Origin of the sequence: Stenotrophomonas sp. LST15-1-1.1 (assembly GCF_040815575.1) — a bacterium.
Taxonomy (GTDB): domain Bacteria; phylum Pseudomonadota; class Gammaproteobacteria; order Xanthomonadales; family Xanthomonadaceae; genus Stenotrophomonas; species Stenotrophomonas lactitubi_B.
On the sequence record NZ_JBFPNJ010000023.1, the window covers coordinates 82909 to 102605 of the forward strand.

Here is a 19697-nt window from a genome sequence, read left to right on the forward strand (position 1 = left end):
AGAACGCAACGATGAGCAGTAACAGTGGATCGCGTGACATCACCGCCGCCGTGGTGCGCGGCAAGGAACAGCCGTTCGTCATCGAGCAGGCGCGCCTGCGCGGCCCGCAGGACGACGAGGTACTGGTGAAGATCGTAGCGACCGGCCTGTGCCATACCGACCTGATCGTGCGTGACCAGTACTACCCGGTGCCGCTGCCGGCGGTGCTGGGCCATGAGGGCGCGGGTATCGTCGAGGCGGTCGGCCCTAACGTGCGTGAGCTGAAGGCCGGCGACCACGTCGTGCTGACCTACGGCCAGTGCGGCCACTGCAATCCCTGTCGTGGTGGACATGGTGCGTATTGCCGCGATTTCTTCGCGCTGAACTTCGGTGGCGTTGATGGCCACGGCCATACCGCCATCACCGATGCGCAGGGCCAACCGCTGCACGATCACTTCTTCGCACAGTCGTCGTTTGCCACGTTTGCGTTGGCGCGCGAGATCAACGCGATCAAGGTGCCTGACGATGCGCCGCTGGAGCTGCTCGGCCCGCTGGGCTGCGGCATCCAGACCGGTGCCGGTGCGGTGCTCAACTCGCTGCAGGTGCGATCGGGCAGCAGCTTCGCCAGCTATGGCGCCGGTGCGGTCGGCCTGAGTGCGGTGATGGCGGCCAAGGTTGCCGGTGCCACCACCATCATCGCCATCGACGTGGTGCCTTCGCGGTTGGAACTGGCCAAGGAGCTGGGCGCCACCCACGTGGTCAACAGCCGCGAGACCGACGTGATCGAGGCCGTGCGTGCGATCACCGGTGGCGGTGCCGATTTCGCGCTGGAATCCACTGGTCGTCCGGAGGTTCTCTCCGCAGGTATCGAGGCGCTGGGCGGGCTGGGCATGATGGGCGTGGTTGGCGCGCCGAAATTGGGCACGACCGCCAGCTTCGATGTGAACAACCTGCTGCTGGGTGGCCGTAGCATCCGTGGCATCGTCGAGGGTGACAGCGTGCCGCAGGTGTTCATTCCGCAGCTGGTGACGCTGTATCAGCAGGGGCGCTTCCCGTTCGACAGGCTGGTGAAGTTCTATCCGCTGGAGCAGATCAACCAGGCGGCCGAGGACAGTACGCGGGGCATTACCCTGAAGCCGATTCTGCGGATCGCGGCGTGAGGTGAGGGTTTGCAGGGCTGCGCCCTGCACCCGCCGAATCAACGTCAACGTCAACGGCAACGTCAAAAGCGGGCATTCCGTGGGATGGCGGGGTGGGTCCGGTTGCGGGGGACGCCGTGAACCCATCCCTGGGGGCTTGGCCGCGGCATCCATGCCGCGGACACCCCCGCAACCGGACCCACCCCGCCTTCGACAGATCTCCGTTGCTGTTGGTAGGTGTCGACCTTGGTCGACACATAGATCCACGCCATGCGTGGATGAATGCCTGACGAAAACGGAAACGCTCCGTTGCCGGGACGTAACGCGGGCATTGCGTGCGCGGGTGTACTCTGCGTCCATGATGGCCACGACAGTCGGGCAACAGCAGTTGGTGGCGGCGCGTGCCGCGTTCGCCGAGGGCGATGTGCAGTCGCTGGCGATGCTGCCCTTGCCGTTGCAGCAGTCCTGGCAGCGTTCGCATGCGGCTGGTGTGCGTCCCGGCCAGGAGCCGTACTACCCGCCACTGCAGAGCAACGGCCTTCGCTTGGAGTCCCGCGACGACCGTCGCTTGGCGCGTTGCGTGCAGCCTGAGCTGGAGCAGTTGTGGTCCGCGTTCGGTGCGCGGGGATGGACGATGTTCTGCGCCAACCGCGAGGGCATGGTGATCGTGCATCGCGCCCATGGCCTGGAGGATGCGCCGCTGCTGCGGCCGATCCAGGTGGGCCGGCGGCTGGGCGAGGCCGAGATCGGCACCACCGCGCCTGCGGTCAGCCTGGCCGACGACCTGCCCGCCTTGGTGCGCGGCAACGAACACTATCTGCAGCGGTTTGCCCCCGTGTTCTGCCTGAGTGAGCCGCTGCATGACCTGCAGGGGCAGGTCTGCGGTGCGATCGACATCACCGGCTTGGGGGAACGCGACCCGGCATTGCTGCAGGGCTATTTTCGGCAGGCAGCGCTGGCCATCGAGAACCGCTTGATGCACACGCTCAGCGATGTGCACCTGCTGGCGGTGCAGCATGATCCGCGCTGGCTGGCATCACCGCTGCAGGGCCTGTTGGCGGTGCAGGAAGACGGCCAGTTGCTTGCCGCCAACCGCGTCGCCCGGCGTCTGCTCGGACTGCCACGGCGTGGGCCGCTGCCGCTGCTTTCGCTGGACACGCTGTTTGCCGGCGCCAGCGCCGCACAGCGACGCCGACTGCTGGAGTCCGGTCCTGCGTATCGGGTGCGGCTGGGCGAGGGCAGTGCGGTCCATCTGCAGTATCTGCAGGCACCGCGCGTTGCACGGACGCGTGCAACTGCAGCGCCCGCGGCGCCCGTGCAGGCGGCGCCACTGCGTGACCAGCAGCGCGATGCAGCGCGCCGCGCCGCACGTGCCGCCGACGGCAACCTCAGCCTCGCTGCACGCCAACTCGGAATCTCGCGGACAACGCTGTACAGACTGCTGCGCGAGTGAGGCCGGCGGTCGGAGCCGGCGCTACACCCCGGCGTCGATCAATCGCGGAAATTGTTGAACTGCAGCGGCAGTTCAAACTTGCCGGCCTTCAGCACGGCGATGGCGTCCTGCAGGTCGTCGCGCTTCTTGCCCATCACCCGCAGCTTGTCGCCGTTGATCTGGGTTTCCACCTTCAGCTTGGCTTCCTTCAGCGCCGCGGCGATCTTCTTGGCGATCTTCTGCTCGATGCCCTGCTTGACGGTGATCTTCTGCCGGGCCTGGGCCAGGTTGGTTTCCACGTCGCCATATTCCAGGCTGAGCACGTCGATGCTGCGGGCGGCCAGGCGTGCGCGCAGGATGTCGTTCATCTGCTTGAGCTGGAACTCGCTCGGTGCGGACTGGGTGATCACTTCACCCTCGCGCTCGAACCTGGCGTCCACGCCCTTGAAGTCGAAGCGGGTGGCAAGCTCGCGGTTGGCCTGGTCGAGCGCATTGGTCAGTTCGTGGGTGTCGACTTCGGACACAACGTCGAAGGAAGGCATGGGCGTTACTCCGCAGAAATCAGTGGCGGTCATTCTATCGCGTGGGCCTGGGTGCCCGCTTTCTGTAGCCGGGCCCATGCCGTGGCTGTCGCTTTTCTGTAGAGCCGAGCCCATGCTCGGCTGCGTTGTGAAGAGCAGCCGAGCATGGGCTCGGCTCTACAAGACCGCCAGCCGAGCAAGGGCTCGGCTCTACAAGACCGCCAGCCGAGCATGGGCTCGGCTCTACAATCCGGCGCGCTCGGCGATAATGGGCCATGAACCTGCAACGCTCCCCTTCGCGCGCCGTGGCCTGGATGGTCGCGGCTGTCGCCTGTTTCTCGCTGATGGACGCCGGCATGAAGCAGCTCTCGGCCAGCTATCCCTCGCTGGAGGTGACCTTCCTGCGGGGCGTGGCGTCGCTGCCCTTCGTGCTGGTCTGGGTGCTGGCCAGTGCCGGGCCACGTTCGCTGATCCCGCGCCGCTGGGGCCTGCACCTGCTGCGCGGCGGGCTGGGCATGGCGATGATCGGCTGCTTCGTGTTCGCCCTGCGCGACCTGCCGCTGTCCACCGCGTACACCATTTATTTCGTCGCGCCGCTGCTGATTGCTGCCTTGTCGGTGCCGCTGCTGGGCGAGCGGGTGGGGCCGCGGCGCTGGGTCGCCATCGGCATCGGCCTGGTCGGCGTGCTGGTGGTGCTGCGGCCGGGCGTGGGCGGTTTCATCTCGGTGCCGGGGCTGATGGTGCTGGCCGCTGCCACCGCCTATGCCATCGCCGCGATCACCGTCAGCCTGCTGACCCGCACCGATACCTCGCAGTCGATGGTGGTCTGGTTCCTGGTCATCATGGCCATCGGCGCCGGGCTGCTGGCGATCCCCGGGTGGGTGCCGCTGCAGATGGCGCATGCGCCATTGATCGCCGGCATGGGCCTGGCCGGTGCGCTGGGCCAGATCGCGCTGACCAAGGCCTTCCAGCTGGGTGAGGCCTCGATGATCGCGCCGCTGGAGTACAGCGGCCTGGTCTGGGTGATCGGCTGGGATCTGGCCTTCTGGGGGCAGCTGCCGGACGCCTACACCTGGGCGGGCGCGGCGATCATCGTCGCCTCGGGCCTCTATCTGCTGCACCGCGAGCGGGTGAACCGGCAGGAACCGCCGAAACCGTTGGACCATCCCTGAACCGGTGTGGCTGGGGAATGGGACAGATCCCCGCAGGGGCTCTGGCCCCGGCCAATGCGCCGTTGCGAGCGCCTTAGAACCAAAAGGAATAACATTCTGGCCCATGGCGCGGGCGCGCGAGCGCCGGCGCTGGTAGGCTGCACGCCCCCTTCCATCGACCTCCCGGTGAGCTGATCCCGTGATCGAGTTCCAGCGCCTGCACAAATCCTATGCCGTTGCCGGCCGCGCGGTCAGCGCGCTGCAGCCGCTGGACCTGACCATCGAGGCCGGTGAGGTGTTCGGCATCATCGGCCATTCCGGTGCGGGCAAATCGACGCTGATCCGCATGATCAACCGCCTGGAAGAGCCCAGCGGCGGCCGTCTGCTGATCGCCGGTGAAGATGTCACCGCACTGGAGCCGGAGGGCCTGCGCGCGCTGCGCCGCCGGATCGGCATGATCTTCCAGCACTTCAACCTGCTGTCCTCGCGCACGGTGGCCGGCAACGTCGCTTTCCCGCTGGAACTGGCCGGTACGCCGAAGGCCGAGATCGACGCGCGCGTGGCCGAACTGCTGCAGACCGTCGGCCTGCAGGCGCATGCGGACAAGTACCCGGCGCAGCTGTCGGGCGGGCAGAAGCAGCGTGTGGGCATCGCCCGGGCACTGGCCACCCGCCCGCAGATCCTGCTGTGCGACGAGGCCACCAGCGCGCTCGATCCGCAGACGACCGCCTCGGTGCTGGCGCTGCTGTCGAAGATCAACCGCGAACTGGGCCTGACCATCGTGCTGATCACCCACGAGATGGACGTGATCCGTCGCGTCTGCGACCGCGTGGCCGTGCTCGATGCCGGCCAGCTGGTCGAGACCGGACCGGTGACGAAGGTGTTCCTGCACCCGCAGCACCCGACCACCCGCCGTTTCGTGAGCGAATCGGAGCAGGTGGACGAGGGCACGCTGCACCGCGATTTCGACGCGGTCGGCGGCCGTGTCGTGCGCCTGACCTTCCTCGGCGCCGACACCTACGAACCCCTGCTCGGCAGCGTCGCGCGGCAGACCGGGGTCGACTACAACATCCTGTCCGGCCGTATCGACCGGATCAAGGACACCCCGTATGGCCAGCTGATCGTCGCCCTGGTGGGCGGCGACCAGTCCGCCGCGCAGGCCGCGTTCGTGGCTGCCGGCGTGCACGTTGAGGAACTGCGTCGATGATCATCGCCACCGCCGGCGGCTTCTTCCGCCACCTGGATGCAGGCAAGTGGGCCGACATCGGCCAGGCCACCATCGACACCCTGCTGATGCTGGCCGGTTCGCTGCCACTGACCCTGGCCATCGGCCTGCCGCTGGGCGTGCTGCTGTACCTGTTCGGTGCGCCACAGCTGAAGCGCCGGCCGTTCGCCTACGGCGTGCTCGCGCTGGTGGTGAACCTGCTGCGCTCGGTGCCCTTCATCATCCTGATGATCGTATTGATCCCGGTGACCCTGTTCATGATGGGTACCTCGCTGGGTGTGCGTGGCGCGATCGTGCCGCTGGTCATCGGCGCTGCGCCGTTCTATGCGCGCCTGGTGGAAACCGCGTTGCGTGAAGTGGATCGTGGCGTGATCGAGGCGACCCAGGCCATGGGTGCCACCACCTGGCAGCTGGTCACCCGCGTGCTGCTGCCCGAAGCACGGCCGGGCCTGATTGCCGGTGCGACGGTGACCACCGTGGCCCTGATCGGTTTCACGGCGATGGGCGGTGCGATCGGTTCCGGTGGTCTGGGTGACCTGGCGTTCCGCGACGGCTACCAGCGCTCGCACACCGACGTGGCACTGGTCACCGTGGTCCTGCTGCTGGTGCTGGTGCAGCTGCTGCAGATGCTGGGCGACCGCCTGGTCGCGCATTACAGCCGCAAGTAACTGGGGCTTCCGCCGGGCATGGCCCGGCGCTACCGGAACGTTCGCGCGGCAGCGCCGGGCCATGCCCGGCGGCGGCGTCTCAACGCACGTTCGGCACTTCGTAGCCCAGCTTGCCCACCTGATCGGCGTGCTGCGGCACGCGCTTGAGCTTGTCGGTGTTTACGCCGTACTCGTCACGCAAGCGCTCGGCCAGCTCCTTGTAGAGGCCTTTGTCCATGTCCGGCGTACGCGAGAAGATCCAGGCCATCTCGCGCCCCGGGTAGCCGATCAGCGCCCAGGAATAGTCCGGCGCCACTTCCAGCACACGCGAATGAGTCGGCACGACCCGGTAGAACCAGGTGCGCCAGCCGTGGTTGCCACTGTCCGGATCGACACTGGCACGCGCGCGGATTTCTTGCAGAGGCTCGCCGAACCCATCGCGGTAGCGATAGGTGATGGCGACCTTGTGGTCCTCGCGCAGCTCGTACTGGTTGACGCTGGTGACGTGGCCGCGTTCGATGAAGTTCGGCACGCGGCCGATCACGTACCAGGTCCCCATGAAGCGCTGCAGGTCGATCGCCCCGTCTGCAGAGGCTTCCGCGGCGCTGTTGCGGGACGACGGTGGGGAATCGGCAGCCACTGCCGGACCGCCCAGGGACAGGGCCAGCAACACAGCGCAGAGCGGGCGGATCGAGGTCATGCGGGAGCGGGCTCCAGTGGGCTTGCCCGCGCATGGTCACTGTGTGCACGCAATCCGTCAATGGTGTCGCAGCCGGTGAGAAGCCCCGCAGCCAAGCTGGCGTGCATCGACCACCGGAAAATCCGCATGCGCACACGTCCCCGCCACCGCCCGCCAACTGAACGCGTCAGCGAACGTGCCGATCCCCGCCTGCTGCGGGTGGTGCCGCAGCTCGCCTTGGCCGGGCTGGCCGTGGTGCTGGTGTGGCCGGCTGCGCGCGGCAGCAGTGCCTGGCTGGGCTGGTTGCCGCTGTGGCTGGTCGGCATGCCGCTGGCGGCCTGGTGGGCCCTGCTGCGCTGCCCGTTGCCAACGCGGGCCGTGCGGCGCTGGTTGCGACGCGACACCGGGCAGGCCCGGCGCCGCTCACAGCCACGTACGCGCAAGGCGCACACCGCCACGGCCTGACCTTCGACACGGGGGCGGCCCGGGCGATCCATGCTAGCGTCCCAAGGCTAATGACTGCCTGGAGCTGCAATGTCACGATTCGCTTCCGCCTGCCTGCTGGCCGGCATGATGACCGCTGCCTCGGTGGGTACCGCCGTGGCCGCTGAAGACACCGACCGTTACGCCTGGCTGGAGGACGTCACCGGCGACAAGCCGTTGTCCTGGGTCAAGGAACAGAACGCCAAGTCCGAGGCGCGCCTGGCGCAGACCCCGGCCTTCAAGCAGATGGAAACCAGCATCCGCGAGGTGCTCGACTCGGACGCCAAGATTCCCGGCGTGCAGAAGATCGGAGACTACTACTACAACTTCTGGAAGGACAAGCAGCACGAGCGCGGCCTGTGGCGCCGCACCACCCTGGCCGAGTACCGCAAGGCCTCGCCGACCTGGGAGACCGTGCTCGACCTGGATGCGCTGAACAAGGCCGAGAACGAAAACTGGGTCTGGCACGGCGCCGACTGCCTGCGTCCGGACTACAGCCGTTGCCTGATCGCGCTGTCGCGCGGCGGCGCCGACGCCGATGTCACCCGCGAGTTCGACCTGGCCAGCAAGAGCTGGATCAAGGACGGCTTCTTCCGTCCCGAATCGAAAGGCGGCCTGAGCTGGATCGACCAGGACACCGTGTTCGTCTACACCGATTTCGGTACCGGTTCGATGACCACCTCCGGTTACCCGCGCGTGGCCAAGCTGTGGAAGCGTGGCACGCCGATGTCCGCGGCCAGCCTGGTCTATGAAGGCAAGCCGGAAGACATGTACATCGCGGCGATGCACGATGACACCCCGGGCTTCGAGCGCAACCTGGTCAGCCGCACGCTGGCCTTCTACAACAACGAGATCTACCTGCGCGGCGACGATGGCAAGCTGACCAGGATCGATGCGCCGAACTCGGCCGAGAAGGGCCTGCACAAACAGTGGCTGACCCTGGAACTGCGCGATCCGTGGACCGTGGGTGGCAAGACCTACGCCTCCGGCGCGCTGCTGGTGACCAGGCTGGATGATTTCCTGGCCGGCAAGCGCGACTTCGAGGTGCTGTTCACCCCGACCGCGACCACCTCGCTGGCCAGTGCCTCGTGGACCAAGAACCACCTGGTGCTGAACGTGCTGGACGACGTCAAGAACCGCCTGTCGGTGCTGACCCCGACCGCCAAGGGCTGGCAGAAGAGCGACTTCGTCGGCGCGCCGGCCTTCGGCACCCTGGGCGTCAGTGCGGTCGACAGCAATGACAGCGATGCAGTGTGGCTGACCGCCACCGACTACCTGACCCCGACCACCCTGGCCATCGCCGACATCGGCAAGGCGCCAGAAGTGCTCAAGACCATGCCGGCGTTCTTCGATGCCAACGGCAAGGTCATCGAACAGCACTTCGCCACCAGCAAGGACGGCACCCGCGTGCCGTACTTCGTGGTGCACGACAAGGCGATGAAGCTCGATGGCTCCAACCCGACCCTGCTGTACGGTTACGGTGGCTTCGAGATCTCGCTGACCCCGTCGTATTCCGGTGGCATGGGCCGCGCTTGGCTGGAGAAGGGCGGCGTGTACGTGGTCGCCAACATCCGCGGTGGTGGCGAATACGGCCCGCGCTGGCACCAGGCGGCGCTGAAGCAGAACCGTCACAAGGCCTATGAAGACATGGCCGCCGTTGCCCAGGACCTGGTCACCCGCAAGATCACTTCGGCCAAGCACCTGGGCGTGCAGGGCGGCAGCAACGGTGGCCTGCTCACCGGCAACATGCTGACCCAGTACCCCGAGCTGTTCGGTGCGGTGGTGGTGCAGGTTCCGCTGCTGGACATGAAGCGCTACAGCCACCTTCTGGCCGGCGCGTCGTGGATGGCCGAGTACGGCAACCCGGACACCAGCGACTGGGAGTTCATCAAGACCTTCTCGCCGTACCACCTGTTCGACGCGAAGAAGAGCTACCCGCCGGTGCTGTTCACCACCTCCACCCGCGATGACCGCGTGCATCCGGGCCACGCCCGCAAGATGGCCGCGAAGATGATCGATGCCGGCAAGGACGTGACCTACTACGAGAACATCGAAGGCGGTCATGGCGGTGCGGCCAACAACGCGCAGGCCGCGCACATGTCCGCACTGGCCTACAGCTTCCTGTGGGAGCGGTTGGGCGGTAAATGATGGAATGAAAAACGCCGCCCTCGGGCGGCGTTTTTCGTTGCGCATTCGTTGAACGGTAGCGCCGGGCATGGGCCAGCGCTACCGGAAATGTTTCAACCCGCGCGCGATCCGCTCCACCGCTTCCTGCAACCGCGGCACTTCCTGCGTATAGGCCAGGCGTACGTGCTGGTTCGATCGATGGAAGCCGAAATCCAGGCCCGGGGTGAACGCTACGTGCTCGGTCTCCAGGAAGTGCGCACAGAACGCCTGCGCGTCATCGGTGAAGGCGCTGACGTCGGCGTACAGGTAGAACGCCCCCTGCGGTTCCACTTCGATGCGGAAGCCCAGTTCGCGCAGGGCAGGCAGCAGGAAGTCGCGGCGCTGCTGGAAGGCCTGGCGGCGCTGTTCGAAGATCGCCATCGCCTCTTCGCTGAAACAGGCAAGGGCCGCATGCTGGGCGATGCTCGAGGCGCTGATGTACAGGTTCTGCGCCAGCTTCTCCAGGTCGGGTACCGCCGCCGGCGGCGCCACCAGCCAACCCAGTCGCCAGCCGGTCATGCCGAAGTACTTGGAGAAGCTGTTCAGCACGAACGCGCTGTCATCCACCTGCAGCACGCTCGCCGCATCCAGGCCGTAGGTCAGGCCGTGATAGATCTCGTCGACCACCAGGTGGCCGCCGCGCGCATGCAGCGACGCCGACAGTGCCGCCAGTTCATCGGCGGACAGCACGGTGCCGGTGGGATTGGCCGGTGATGCCACCAGCGCGCCGACGCTGTCGCCGTTCCAGTGCTGCTGCACCAGCGAAGGGGTCAGCTGGTAGGCCGTTTCAGGGCCCACCGGCACCAGCTGCGCGCCGCCTTCCACCAGTCGCAGGAAGTGGCGGTTGCACGGATAGCCGGGATCGGCCAGCAGCCAGTGGCGGCCCGGATCGACCAGCAGGCTGCTGGCCAGCAGCAGCGCGCCGGAGCCGCCCGGCGTGACCAGGATGCGTTCGGGGTCGATATCCAGGCCGTAGTGGCTGCGATAGAAGCCGCTGATCGCCTGGCGCAGGGCCGGCAGGCCGCGTGCGGCGGTGTAGCGGGTGTGGCCGGCGGCCAGCGCCGCCTGGCCGGCCCGCACGACCGGCTCGGCGGTGGTGAAGTCCGGTTCGCCGATCTCCAGATGGATCACATCGTGACCGGCCTGTTCCAGCGCCTGCGCGCGGGCCAGCAGGGACATCACATGGAAGGGAGCGATTTCGTGGCTGCGCCGGCTGTAGCCCGGCGTGTGGGGCAGGGTACTCATGCCACACATGGTACGCCGGGTGCCGGGGTCGGATCCCTTTTGCATGGAAAAGGGCTCTGACCCCAACAGGAACCGCGCCCATGACGATCCGCAGGGTTGCCGCTTCGCCGCGATTGGGGTCAGATCCCTTTTCGGGAAAAGGGATCTGACCCCGTCGAGACCATTGCATTGAAGCGCCTGGAGCCTTATTTCATGAAATCCACTCTCTGCCTGTTGCTTGCGAGCCTGATGACCAGCACCGCTACCGCCGCCACCCCGCCCGTTCCGCCGGATGTTGAGAAGCGTCCGCACGTGGTCAAGGCGCCGTTCGGCGCGACCCGCAACGATGACTATTACTGGCTGCGCGACGACAAGCGCGAGGACAAGGCCATGCTGGCCTACCTGCAGGCCGAGAACGCCTACGCCGACCAGCTGCTGGCACCACTGAAGCCGCTGGAGGATGCGCTGTACGGCGAGATCGTCGGCCGCATCAAGCAGGACGATGCCAGTGTGCCGGCGCGCGAGCGCGGCTACTGGTACTACAGCCGCTACGAAACCGGCCAGGACTATCCCATCCATGCGCGCCGCAAGGCCAGCATGGACGCGCCAGAGGAAGTCCTGCTCAACGTCAACACGATGGCTGCCGGCAAGGGCTATTTCAGCGTCGGCTCGATGGAGGTCAGCCAGGACAACCAGTTGCTGGCCTGGGCCGACGATGACGTGGGCCGCCGCCAGTACGTCATCCGCTTCAAGGACCTGCGCACCGGCACGGTGCTGCCGGACACGATCACCGGCACCTCCGGCGACCTGGTCTGGGCCGACGACAACCGCACCGTGCTGTACGTCGAGAATGATCCGGAAACCCTGCTGACCGTACGGGTGAAGAAGCACGTGCTGGGCACCCCGGCCAGCGCCGACACCGTCGTCTACGAAGAAAAGGACGACAGCTTCTACATGGGCATCGGCCGCACCCGCGACGATCGCTTCATCACCATCGGCGTGCACAGCACCGTGTCCTCCGAAGAGCGCTACGCCCCGGCCAGCGACCCCACCACGTTCACCGTGTTGGCCCCGCGCCAGCGCGACGTGGAGTACGACGCCGACCACTACGACGGCCGCTGGGTGATCCGCACCAACGATGGTGCGAAGAACTTCAAACTGGTGACCGCACCGACCGACGCCACCTCGCGCGCGCAGTGGAAGGACTGGATTGCCCATGACGATGCGGTCTTCATCGAAGGCTTCGAACTGTTCGATACCTACACCGCCATCGCCGAACGTTCCGAAGGCCTGGAGCGCATCCGGCTGCTGTTCAAGGACGGTCGCAACGACTACGTAAAGGCTGACGAACCGGCCTATTCGATGGGCCTGGGCGACAACACCGAGGCTGACACCACTTGGCTGCGCTACGTCTACACCTCGATGACCACGCCGACCACGGTGTACGAACTGAACACCACCAACGGCGAGCGTCGCCAGCTGAAACAGCAGCCGGTGATCGGCTATGACGCATCGAAGTACGAAACCGACCGGGTGTGGATCACCGCGCGCGACGGGGTGAAGGTGCCGGTGTCGCTGGTCTATCGCAAGGGCTACAAGAAGGATGGCACCGGCGCGCTGTTCCAGTACGCCTACGGCAGCTACGGCATGTCGATGGACCCGTACTTCAACCAGACCGCGGTGAGCCTGCTCGATCGTGGCGTGGTGTATGCCATCGCCCACATCCGCGGTGGCCAGGAAATGGGCCGCGACTGGTACGAGAACGGCAAGCTGCTGCACAAGCAGAACACCTTCAACGACTTCATCGACGTCACCCGTGGCCTGGTGGCACAGGGCTGGGCGGCGAAGGATCGTGTCGCCGCCTCCGGTGGCAGCGCCGGTGGCCTGCTGATGGGCGCCATCGCCAACCAGGCGCCACAGGACTACCGCGTACTGGTGGCGCAGGTGCCGTTCGTGGACGTGGTCACCACCATGCTCGACCCGACCATCCCGCTGACCACCAACGAGTACGACGAGTGGGGCAACCCCGAGCAGAAGCCGTACTACGAGTACATGCTGTCCTACTCGCCCTACGACAACGTGAAAAAACAGGCCTATCCGTCGCTGTTCGTGGGTACCGGCCTGTGGGATTCGCAGGTGCAGTACTGGGAGCCGGCCAAGTGGGTGGCCAAGCTGCGTGATGACAACACCGGTCACTTCCCGATCCTGTTCCGCACCAACATGGAAGCCGGCCACGGCGGCAAGTCCGGGCGCTTCCAGCGTTACCGCGAACTGTCCGAGTCGTATGCGTTCGTGCTGCAGCAGCTGGGCATCGAAATGCCGGCCGCCGGCGCTGCGACGGAATGACGCATCGTGGCGGCGGTGATATCGCCGCCGCCACCTGCGCTGGGTATCCTTGCGCGATGAATCTGCCCGAACCGCCCGCCACCCAGGATCTGCCTGCGCCCACCCGGCCGGTGCGGTTCCGCTGGGCGTGGTGGCTGCTGGCCTATGCCAGCCTGGGCACCGGCATCGTCGGCATCTTCGTGCCGGGGCTGCCCACTACCGTATTCATCCTGATCTCGGCCTGGGCCGCCTCGCGCGGCTCCGAGCGCCTGCACGGCTGGCTGCTGCAGCACCCGCGGTTCGGCCCGGCCATCACCAACTGGCAGGCACATGGTGCGGTCAGCCGCTATGGCAAGTGGATGGCCACGATCACCATGGCGGTGTGCGCCGGCATCATGCTGTGGTGCGTGCCGGTGGCCTGGGTGAAGTGGTTCTCCATCGGCAGCATGACCGTGGTGGCGATCTGGCTGTGGACCCGGCCGCTGCCACCGGCCGAGTGATCTCTCCCGCCGGGCATGGCCCGGCGCTACCACGGTGCCGGGATGCGGTAGCGCCAGGCCATGCCCGGCGGATGCGTGGCGCGGCACCCTGCACCAACCGCTCAGCCGCCAATGGCTATACTCGGGGCATGAACATCCCCCATCGCAATGTCATCCTGATTCCGCTGGCAGCGGCCTCGCTGCTGTTCCTCGCCGCATGCGGCAACAAGGGTCCGCTGGTGCTGCCGCAGAAGCCGGTGCCGGTGGAAGAAACCGTCGAACCGGCCACTGATGCCGACACTACGCCCGCGGCCACCCAGAGCACCGGTGACGGCAGTCCGTCGGTCACCCCGGACCCGGTCAAGAAGGTGGACGACGGGAATGAGTAGGGCCGGTAGCAACGGCCTGCGCTTCAGCAAGATGCACGGCGCGGGCAACGATTTCGTAGTGATCGACCTGCGCGACGGCACCCCGCCGCCCACCCCGGAACTGGCCGCGCGCCTGGCCGACCGCCATACCGGCGTCGGCTGCGACCAGATCCTGACCATCGAGCCGCCGCGCGCCGAAGGCTCGGTCGCCTCGTACCGCATCTGGAACGCCGATGGTTCCAATTCCGAGCAGTGCGGTAACGGCGCGCGCTGCATCGCCGCCTGGCTGGTGCGCGAGGGCAGTGCGCAGGGCGATCGCTTCGTGATCGACAGCCCGCTGGCCAGCCATGCCGTGGATGTCCTCGGCGATGGCCAGTACGCAGTGTCGATGGGCGTACCGCTGTTCGAGCCGGCGCAGGTGCCGCTGATCGGCTTCGCCCACCCGCGCGAGGAATACCTGCTGCCACTGCAGGGCGAGACCGTGCGCTTCGCGGCGGTGTCGATGGGCAATCCGCACGCGGTGATCGAAGTGGGCCTGGTCGACGCTGCACCGGTCGAGCGCGTGGGCGGACTGCTGCAGCAGCATGCCTCGTTCCCGAAGTCGGTGAACGTGGGCTTCGCCCAGGTGATGGGCCCGGAACATGCACGCCTGCGCGTGTTCGAGCGCGGCGTGGGTGAAACCCTGGCCTGCGGCAGTGGTGCCTGCGCGGCTGCGGTGACCCTGATGCATCGCGGCCGCCTGCAGCGCGATGCGCGCATCAGCCTGCCTGGTGGCGACCTGCGCATCCAGTGGCCGGGCGATGGCCAGCCGGTGGTGATGGCGGGCCCGACCGCATTCGTCTTCGAAGGGGAGTGGATCGCATGACTGAGACCGTCGACAAGCTCGGCGCCCATGAAGTCGCCGCCTGGTTGCGGCGTCATCCGGGCTTCCTCAAGCAGTTCCCGGACCTGGCGCTGACCCTGGTGGTGCCACGCGATGACGGCCCGACCGCATCGCTGGCCAGCTACCAGCTGGAAGTGCTGCGCGAGAAGAACCGCGAGCTGGCGCGACGGTTGGCCGACCTGGGCGCGACCGCGCAGGTCAACGAGCGGCTGGCGGTGCGTACGCATCAGCTCACCCTGGCGCTGATGAAGCAGGACAACGCCGCCGACACGCTGCGCGCGATGGCGGCGTCGCTGCAGGAAGACTTTGCCGGCGATCTGGTGCGGCTGGTGGTGCATGCGCCGGTGGCCGGGCTGGAGCAGGCCGAGTGGCTGCAGGTGCTGGCTGCCGATGATGCGCAGCTGGGCCCGTTCCGCGACTGCCTGAAGGATGGCGAGCCGATCTGTGGCCGCCTGCACAGCGACAAGAACGCGGTGCTGTACGGCGCGCGCAGTGAGGAAGTGCAGACCACCGCCTTGCTGCCGCTGCCGGGCGTTGGCCTGATCGCGGTGGGCAGCCACGATCCGAACCGCTTCTATCCCGGCATGGGCACGCTGTTCCTGCGGATGATGGGCGAGGCCCTGGTGACCGGGCTCAAGCGCTTCGCGGATTGAGCGGGAAACGACGACGATGAGCGCGGTGCAGGCGTTCCTGCAGCACCTGCAGGTGGAGCGGCGGATGTCGGCGCATACGCTCGATGCCTACCGCCGCGACCTGGACGCATTGTCGGCGTGGGCCGAACCCCGCGGCGTGGCCGTGGAGGCATTGGACGCCGACGCGGTGCGCCAGTTCGTGGCCGACGAACACCGCCGTGGCCTGTCGGCCAAGAGCCTGCAGCGCCGGTTGTCGGCCTGCCGCAGCTTCTATGCCTGGCTGCTCAAGCATGGCCGTATCGAGGCCAGCCCGGCAGCGACGCTGAAAGCACCACGCGCACCGAGACGATTGCCGCAGGTACTCGACGCCGACGAAGCCGTGCAGCTGGTTGAACTGGAACCGGAAGGCGAGCTGGGTCGTCGTGACCGCGCGCTGCTGGAACTGTTCTATTCCTCCGGCCTGCGCTTGAGCGAAGTTTGTGCGCTGACCTGGCGCGACCTGGATTTCGCCAGTGGCCTGGTCAACGTGATGGGCAAGGGCAACCGGCAACGTCGCGTTCCCTTCGGAAAGCCGGCACGCGAAGCGCTGCTGACCTGGCGCAGCGAAAGCGGTGGTGGTGCTGCCACACCGGTTTTTCCCGGCCGCAACGGACCGATCAGCCAGCGCGCGGTGCAGATCCGCATCCGCCAGCTGGCGCAGCGCCAAGGCTTGTTCAAGCACGTGCACCCGCACATGCTGCGGCACAGTTTCGCCAGCCACATCCTGGAATCCTCCGGCGATCTGCGCGGTGTGCAGGAACTGCTCGGCCATGCCGACATCGCCACCACGCAGATCTACACGCACCTGGACTTCCAGCACCTGGCCAAGGTCTACGATGCGGCGCACCCGCGCGCGAAACGCCGCAAAGACCCGCCCGACAAGGGGGAGTAGCGCCGGGCCATGCCCGGCGGCTGTGCGATCCAATTCGCGTGCATGCGACGCAGCTCGCGCTGCGCGCTCGCCGGGCATGGCCCGGCGCTACCGGAACGGCCGCCGCTTGATCTTGATCAGGGCAGCGCAGGGGCGATCGGCGCATCGTGGCCGCAGGCCACGAAGCGATACCGACCATGGCAAAGCCCATTCCGCTGCGTCCCAAGCACCCCGAGCGCATCTGCTGGGGCTGCGACCGTTACTGCGCCGCCGACGCACTGGCCTGTGGCAACGGCTCCGGCCGCACCCAGCACCCGATCGAGACGCAGGGTGAAGACTGGTATGTGGCATGGGGCATCGAGCCCAATCCGGACCGGCCATCGCATGCCAAGCGCTGAACGGCAGCCATCGGCACGGGCTTGATCGCTTCGGCGGCTGTCCCCATGTCCCGTGAACAGCTATCGGAGGCCGCATGGACCCCAGTCAGAATCCCACCGTTTTCCACGCCACCACCATCGTCTGCGTTCGTCGCGGCGAGCACGTGGCCATTGCCGGCGACGGCCAGGTCACCCTCGGCCACACGGTGATGAAGGGCAACGCACGCAAGGTCCGCCGCCTCGGCCGCGATGGCCAGGTGCTGGCCGGCTTCGCTGGCGCTGCCGCCGATGCCTTCACCCTGTTCGAGCTGTTCGAGGCCAAGCTGGAAAAGCACGGCCAGCTGCAGCGTGCTGCGGTGGAACTGGCCAAGGATTGGCGCACCGAGCGCCGCCTGGGCAAGCTTGAAGCCCTGCTGGCGGTGGCCGACAAGGAAACCTCGCTGATCATCAGCGGCACCGGCGACGTGATCGAGCCGGAGGACGGCATCATCGCCATCGGTTCCGGTGGTTCCTATGCACTGTCCGCTGCACGCGCGCTGATGGCGCACACCGAACTGGACGCACGCACCATTGCCAGCGAAGCGATCAACATCGCCGGCGACATCTGCATCTACACCAACCGCAACGTGGTGGTCGAGGAGCTGTGACGGGGAACCGTCACAGGCATTCCCGATCCGCCGGGCATGGCCCGGCGCTACCGACAACGAATTCGTGAGCACACCCATGCCGCACAAGATCGAAGTTTCCTCCGCCACCATGACCCCGCGCGAGATCGTGCAGGAACTGGACCGGCACATCGTCGGCCAGCACGACGCCAAGCGCGCAGTCGCCATCGCCCTGCGCAACCGCTGGCGCCGCATGCAGCTGCAGCCCGAGCTGCGCAATGAGGTCATGCCCAAGAACATCCTGATGATCGGCCCGACCGGCGTCGGCAAGACCGAGATCGCGCGCCGCCTGGCCACGCTGGCCAACGCGCCGTTCGTCAAGGTCGAAGCGACCCGCTTCACCGAAGTCGGCTATGTCGGCAAGGACGTCGAGCAGATCATCCGCGACCTCGCCGATACCGCCGTCAAGCTGTACCGCGAGCAGGCCAAGGTGCGCGTCCGTACGCAGGCCGAAGAGCGCGCCGAAGACCGCATCCTCGATGCGCTGCTGCCGCGCCGCAGCGGTGGCATCGGCTTCGACCCGGAGGCGGCGCGCAACGAGCCGTCGGCGCAGGACAACGAGACCCGCATCAAGTTCCGCAAGATGCTGCGCAACGGCGAGCTGGATGATCGCGAGATCGAGCTGGACCTGACCGCCAACGTCAGCATGGACATCATGACCCCGCCGGGTATGGAGGAAATGGGCCAGCAGCTGAAGTCGATGTTCGCCAACCTCGGCGGTGGTGCCAAGGCGCACAAGCGCACGCTGACCATCAAGGCCGCGCGCCCGCTGCTGCAGGAAGAAGAAGCCGGCAAGCTGGTCAATGAGGACGATATCCGCACTGCCGCGATCGAAGCCTGCGAACAGCACGGCATCGTGTTCATCGACGAGATCGACAAGGTCGCCAAGCGGGGTGACGCAGGCTCGTCTGGCGGTGATGTCTCGCGCGAAGGCGTGCAGCGCGATCTGCTGCCGCTGGTGGAAGGGTCCAACGTGTCCACCAAGTACGGCACGATCAAGACCGACCACATCCTGTTCATCGCATCGGGCGCCTTCCACCTGGCCAAGCCCAGCGACCTGATCCCCGAGCTGCAGGGCCGCTTCCCGATCCGCGTGGAGCTGGGTGCGCTGAGCAAGGCCGATTTCGTGCGCATCCTGACTGAACCGAAGGCTGCGCTGACCAAGCAGTACGAAGCGCTGCTGGCCACCGAAGGCGTCAAGGTCAGCTTCACCACTGATGCGATCGACCGCCTGGCCGAGATCGCGTTCCAGGTGAACGAGCGCCAGGAAAACATCGGTGCGCGCCGCCTGCACACCGTGCTGGAGCGCCTGCTGGATTCGCTCAGCTACGAAGCGCCTGATCGCGATGGTGAAACCCTGGCCATCGACAGTGCCTATGTCGATGCGCACCTGGGTGAGCTGGTGCAGGATCCGGACCTGAGCCGTTACATCCTGTAAATGAAAAGGCCGCCGGAAGGCGGCCTTTTTCGTTGCGGGGTCGGATCCCTCGCTCTGGCGAGGGCTCTGACCCCACCTGCAACGGGTCAGAGCCCTCTCCGGGCGGAGAGGGATCCGACCCTTGTGCCGCTCACGCCTCCGGCAGCGGCTCCGGCACCGAACCCGGTACGAACACGCCTTCCTTCACGTAGGCGGCCAGGGTCATGTCCAGCGCCAGCATGCCATCGCGCTTGAGGTCCATCAGGTCCGGCTCGACCATCGCCCCGTGCAGCACGCCGAGCACGGTGGCGTGCAGCATGCGCGCGGCGATCTTCGGGTCGGCGCCGTCGCGCAGCTGGCCCAGGTCCTGGGCACGGCGCAGGGCGCGTTCCATCCGGTCCAGGGCATCGCGGAAGCCGGCCTGCTGCAGTTCGGTCAGTACCCTGGTGTCAGCCGAGGCATCGCTGCGCAGCATGATCTCCATGGTCTTGCGCAGGCGCTCGTCCTCGGACAGCTCGATGAACGAGTGGATCATCACCGCGCGCAGATCGTGCACCGGAGTATCGCGCTGGTCGCTGGAGGTGCGCTCCAGTTCCTGCATGAAAGGCAGGTGCACCCGTTCGATCATCGCCGCCAGCACTTCGCCCTTGTTCTTGAAGTGCCAGTACACCGCGCCGCGCGTGTAGCCGGCGCGCGCACCGATCATCTCCAGCGTGGTGCGGGCGACGCCGTGCTCGTGGAAGCAGGTTTCGGCGGCGTCCAGGATGCCTTCCCGGGTCGCCTGGGTGTCCTCTTTGGTCTTGCGGGCCATGAGTGGGTACGAGTTAGCGTGAAACGTGGCTGAATTGTACCGGTTTACAAACAAACACGCATGTATGTATATTTCCCTCCCATCATTCCCGTCGTGTGCGTGGCAGGCCTGTCCTGGCTCCCACTCCACCCGGGTGGGCGCTGTCCGCGCGGTCTCCGCTCCTGCAAGGGGAGGGTCCTCCGTA

20 protein-coding genes are annotated in these 19697 nt (G+C 66.8%); 16 read left to right on the forward strand and 4 right to left on the reverse strand.

The window, feature by feature from the left end:
- Positions 1 to 11 precede the first annotated feature (11 nt).
- Both MRBLST15_RS10720 and MRBLST15_RS10725 read left to right on the forward strand, forming a co-directional pair.
- Positions 12 to 1139 carry an NAD(P)-dependent alcohol dehydrogenase gene (locus MRBLST15_RS10720; RefSeq protein ID WP_367785892.1) on the forward strand — a complete coding sequence of 376 codons (1128 nt, stop codon included), beginning with the start codon at positions 12 to 14 and terminating at the stop codon, positions 1137 to 1139.
- 340 nt (positions 1140 to 1479) lie between these two features.
- Positions 1480 to 2571 (forward strand): helix-turn-helix domain-containing protein, encoded by a 1092-nt coding sequence (locus tag MRBLST15_RS10725; RefSeq protein WP_367785893.1) that lies wholly within the window; start codon positions 1480 to 1482, stop codon positions 2569 to 2571.
- Positions 2572 to 2609: 38 nt separating this feature from the next.
- On the opposite strand, the gene MRBLST15_RS10730 is transcribed toward MRBLST15_RS10725, so the two are convergent.
- A complete protein-coding gene (locus MRBLST15_RS10730; protein WP_089236993.1) occupies positions 2610 to 3092 on the reverse strand; it encodes a YajQ family cyclic di-GMP-binding protein in 483 nt (160 codons plus the stop codon).
- A 254-nt stretch (positions 3093 to 3346) separates the two neighbouring features.
- Between MRBLST15_RS10730 and MRBLST15_RS10735 the strand changes: the two genes are divergently transcribed.
- From MRBLST15_RS10735 to MRBLST15_RS10745, 3 genes are all read left to right on the forward strand, one after another.
- Positions 3347 to 4243 (forward strand): DMT family transporter, encoded by an 897-nt coding sequence (locus MRBLST15_RS10735; RefSeq protein ID WP_265951995.1) that lies wholly within the window; start codon positions 3347 to 3349, stop codon positions 4241 to 4243.
- Positions 4244 to 4421: 178 nt separating this feature from the next.
- Positions 4422 to 5429, forward strand: coding sequence for a methionine ABC transporter ATP-binding protein (locus MRBLST15_RS10740; protein WP_205405507.1), 1008 nt, complete (start codon positions 4422 to 4424; stop codon positions 5427 to 5429).
- Positions 5426 to 6115 (forward strand): methionine ABC transporter permease, encoded by a 690-nt coding sequence (locus tag MRBLST15_RS10745; protein ID WP_265951996.1) that lies wholly within the window; start codon positions 5426 to 5428, stop codon positions 6113 to 6115. The genes MRBLST15_RS10740 and MRBLST15_RS10745 overlap by 4 nt, the downstream gene beginning before the upstream one ends.
- Positions 6116 to 6194: 79 nt before the next feature.
- Here MRBLST15_RS10745 and MRBLST15_RS10750 read toward each other — a convergent pair whose 3' ends face one another.
- Positions 6195 to 6794, reverse strand: a complete 600-nt coding sequence (locus tag MRBLST15_RS10750) for a lipocalin family protein (RefSeq protein WP_265951997.1) — start codon at positions 6792 to 6794, stop codon at positions 6195 to 6197.
- 126 nt (positions 6795 to 6920) lie between these two features.
- Between MRBLST15_RS10750 and MRBLST15_RS10755 the strand changes: the two genes are divergently transcribed.
- Together MRBLST15_RS10755 and MRBLST15_RS10760 are read left to right on the forward strand one after the other, a co-directional pair.
- Complete coding sequence (locus tag MRBLST15_RS10755) at positions 6921 to 7238, forward strand: hypothetical protein (RefSeq protein WP_265951998.1); 318 nt, start codon at positions 6921 to 6923, stop codon at positions 7236 to 7238.
- Between the two features lie 69 nt (positions 7239 to 7307).
- Positions 7308 to 9404, forward strand: coding sequence for a prolyl oligopeptidase family serine peptidase (locus MRBLST15_RS10760; RefSeq protein ID WP_265951999.1), 2097 nt, complete (start codon positions 7308 to 7310; stop codon positions 9402 to 9404).
- A 78-nt stretch (positions 9405 to 9482) separates the two neighbouring features.
- On the opposite strand, the gene MRBLST15_RS10765 is transcribed toward MRBLST15_RS10760, so the two are convergent.
- Positions 9483 to 10667 carry a pyridoxal phosphate-dependent aminotransferase gene (locus MRBLST15_RS10765; RefSeq protein ID WP_207761043.1) on the reverse strand — a complete coding sequence of 395 codons (1185 nt, stop codon included), beginning with the start codon at positions 10665 to 10667 and terminating at the stop codon, positions 9483 to 9485.
- A gap of 192 nt (positions 10668 to 10859) precedes the next feature.
- On the opposite strand from MRBLST15_RS10765, the gene MRBLST15_RS10770 reads away from it, so the two are divergent.
- The 9 genes from MRBLST15_RS10770 (at position 10860) to hslU (ending at position 18723) form a co-directional block, all read left to right on the forward strand.
- On the forward strand, positions 10860 to 12992 hold the full coding sequence (locus MRBLST15_RS10770) for a S9 family peptidase (protein ID WP_367785894.1): 2133 nt from the start codon (positions 10860 to 10862) through the stop codon (positions 12990 to 12992).
- A gap of 56 nt (positions 12993 to 13048) precedes the next feature.
- Positions 13049 to 13471: a YbaN family protein gene (locus MRBLST15_RS10775; protein ID WP_312704718.1), complete on the forward strand. Its 423-nt coding sequence runs from the start codon at positions 13049 to 13051 to the stop codon at positions 13469 to 13471.
- Between the two features lie 128 nt (positions 13472 to 13599).
- A complete protein-coding gene (gene lptM, locus MRBLST15_RS10780; RefSeq protein WP_265952003.1) occupies positions 13600 to 13839 on the forward strand; it encodes an LPS translocon maturation chaperone LptM in 240 nt (79 codons plus the stop codon).
- A complete protein-coding gene (gene dapF, locus MRBLST15_RS10785; protein WP_367785895.1) occupies positions 13832 to 14683 on the forward strand; it encodes a diaminopimelate epimerase in 852 nt (283 codons plus the stop codon). The genes lptM and dapF overlap by 8 nt, the downstream gene beginning before the upstream one ends.
- Positions 14680 to 15354: a DUF484 family protein gene (locus MRBLST15_RS10790; protein ID WP_025877290.1), complete on the forward strand. Its 675-nt coding sequence runs from the start codon at positions 14680 to 14682 to the stop codon at positions 15352 to 15354. The genes dapF and MRBLST15_RS10790 overlap by 4 nt, the downstream gene beginning before the upstream one ends.
- Before the next feature lie 16 nt (positions 15355 to 15370).
- Complete coding sequence (gene xerC, locus MRBLST15_RS10795; RefSeq protein WP_367785896.1) at positions 15371 to 16264, forward strand: tyrosine recombinase XerC; 894 nt, start codon at positions 15371 to 15373, stop codon at positions 16262 to 16264.
- A 176-nt stretch (positions 16265 to 16440) separates the two neighbouring features.
- Complete coding sequence (locus MRBLST15_RS10800; RefSeq protein WP_025877286.1) at positions 16441 to 16641, forward strand: DUF3079 domain-containing protein; 201 nt, start codon at positions 16441 to 16443, stop codon at positions 16639 to 16641.
- A gap of 74 nt (positions 16642 to 16715) precedes the next feature.
- Positions 16716 to 17267, forward strand: a complete 552-nt coding sequence (hslV, locus tag MRBLST15_RS10805; RefSeq protein ID WP_025877284.1) for an ATP-dependent protease subunit HslV — start codon at positions 16716 to 16718, stop codon at positions 17265 to 17267.
- A gap of 76 nt (positions 17268 to 17343) precedes the next feature.
- Complete coding sequence (hslU, locus tag MRBLST15_RS10810) at positions 17344 to 18723, forward strand: ATP-dependent protease ATPase subunit HslU (protein WP_089236974.1); 1380 nt, start codon at positions 17344 to 17346, stop codon at positions 18721 to 18723.
- 130 nt (positions 18724 to 18853) lie between these two features.
- Here hslU and smeT read toward each other — a convergent pair whose 3' ends face one another.
- Positions 18854 to 19513 (reverse strand): efflux transporter SmeDEF transcriptional repressor SmeT, encoded by a 660-nt coding sequence (smeT, locus tag MRBLST15_RS10815; protein WP_099820611.1) that lies wholly within the window; start codon positions 19511 to 19513, stop codon positions 18854 to 18856.
- Positions 19514 to 19697: the final 184 nt, after the last annotated feature.

Excerpts from the sequence above, each read along its gene's own strand:
- MRBLST15_RS10720 (WP_367785892.1), top strand. The coding sequence starts at position 12 with ATGAGCAGTAACAGTGGATCGCGTGACATCACCGCCGCCGTGGTGCGC.
- MRBLST15_RS10725 (WP_367785893.1), top strand. The coding sequence starts at position 1,480 with ATGGCCACGACAGTCGGGCAACAGCAGTTGGTGGCGGCGCGTGCCGCG.
- MRBLST15_RS10730 (WP_089236993.1), bottom strand. The coding sequence starts at position 3,092 with ATGCCTTCCTTCGACGTTGTGTCCGAAGTCGACACCCACGAACTGACC.
- MRBLST15_RS10735 (WP_265951995.1), top strand. The coding sequence starts at position 3,347 with ATGAACCTGCAACGCTCCCCTTCGCGCGCCGTGGCCTGGATGGTCGCG.
- MRBLST15_RS10745 (WP_265951996.1), top strand. The coding sequence starts at position 5,426 with ATGATCATCGCCACCGCCGGCGGCTTCTTCCGCCACCTGGATGCAGGC.
- MRBLST15_RS10750 (WP_265951997.1), bottom strand. The coding sequence starts at position 6,794 with ATGACCTCGATCCGCCCGCTCTGCGCTGTGTTGCTGGCCCTGTCCCTG.
- MRBLST15_RS10755 (WP_265951998.1), top strand. The coding sequence starts at position 6,921 with ATGCGCACACGTCCCCGCCACCGCCCGCCAACTGAACGCGTCAGCGAA.
- MRBLST15_RS10760 (WP_265951999.1), top strand. The coding sequence starts at position 7,308 with ATGTCACGATTCGCTTCCGCCTGCCTGCTGGCCGGCATGATGACCGCT.
- MRBLST15_RS10765 (WP_207761043.1), bottom strand. The coding sequence starts at position 10,667 with ATGAGTACCCTGCCCCACACGCCGGGCTACAGCCGGCGCAGCCACGAA.
- MRBLST15_RS10770 (WP_367785894.1), top strand. The coding sequence starts at position 10,860 with ATGAAATCCACTCTCTGCCTGTTGCTTGCGAGCCTGATGACCAGCACC.
- MRBLST15_RS10775 (WP_312704718.1), top strand. The coding sequence starts at position 13,049 with ATGAATCTGCCCGAACCGCCCGCCACCCAGGATCTGCCTGCGCCCACC.
- lptM (WP_265952003.1), top strand. The coding sequence starts at position 13,600 with ATGAACATCCCCCATCGCAATGTCATCCTGATTCCGCTGGCAGCGGCC.
- dapF (WP_367785895.1), top strand. The coding sequence starts at position 13,832 with ATGAGTAGGGCCGGTAGCAACGGCCTGCGCTTCAGCAAGATGCACGGC.
- MRBLST15_RS10790 (WP_025877290.1), top strand. The coding sequence starts at position 14,680 with ATGACTGAGACCGTCGACAAGCTCGGCGCCCATGAAGTCGCCGCCTGG.
- xerC (WP_367785896.1), top strand. The coding sequence starts at position 15,371 with ATGAGCGCGGTGCAGGCGTTCCTGCAGCACCTGCAGGTGGAGCGGCGG.
- MRBLST15_RS10800 (WP_025877286.1), top strand. The coding sequence starts at position 16,441 with ATGGCAAAGCCCATTCCGCTGCGTCCCAAGCACCCCGAGCGCATCTGC.
- hslV (WP_025877284.1), top strand. The coding sequence starts at position 16,716 with ATGGACCCCAGTCAGAATCCCACCGTTTTCCACGCCACCACCATCGTC.
- hslU (WP_089236974.1), top strand. The coding sequence starts at position 17,344 with ATGCCGCACAAGATCGAAGTTTCCTCCGCCACCATGACCCCGCGCGAG.
- smeT (WP_099820611.1), bottom strand. The coding sequence starts at position 19,513 with ATGGCCCGCAAGACCAAAGAGGACACCCAGGCGACCCGGGAAGGCATC.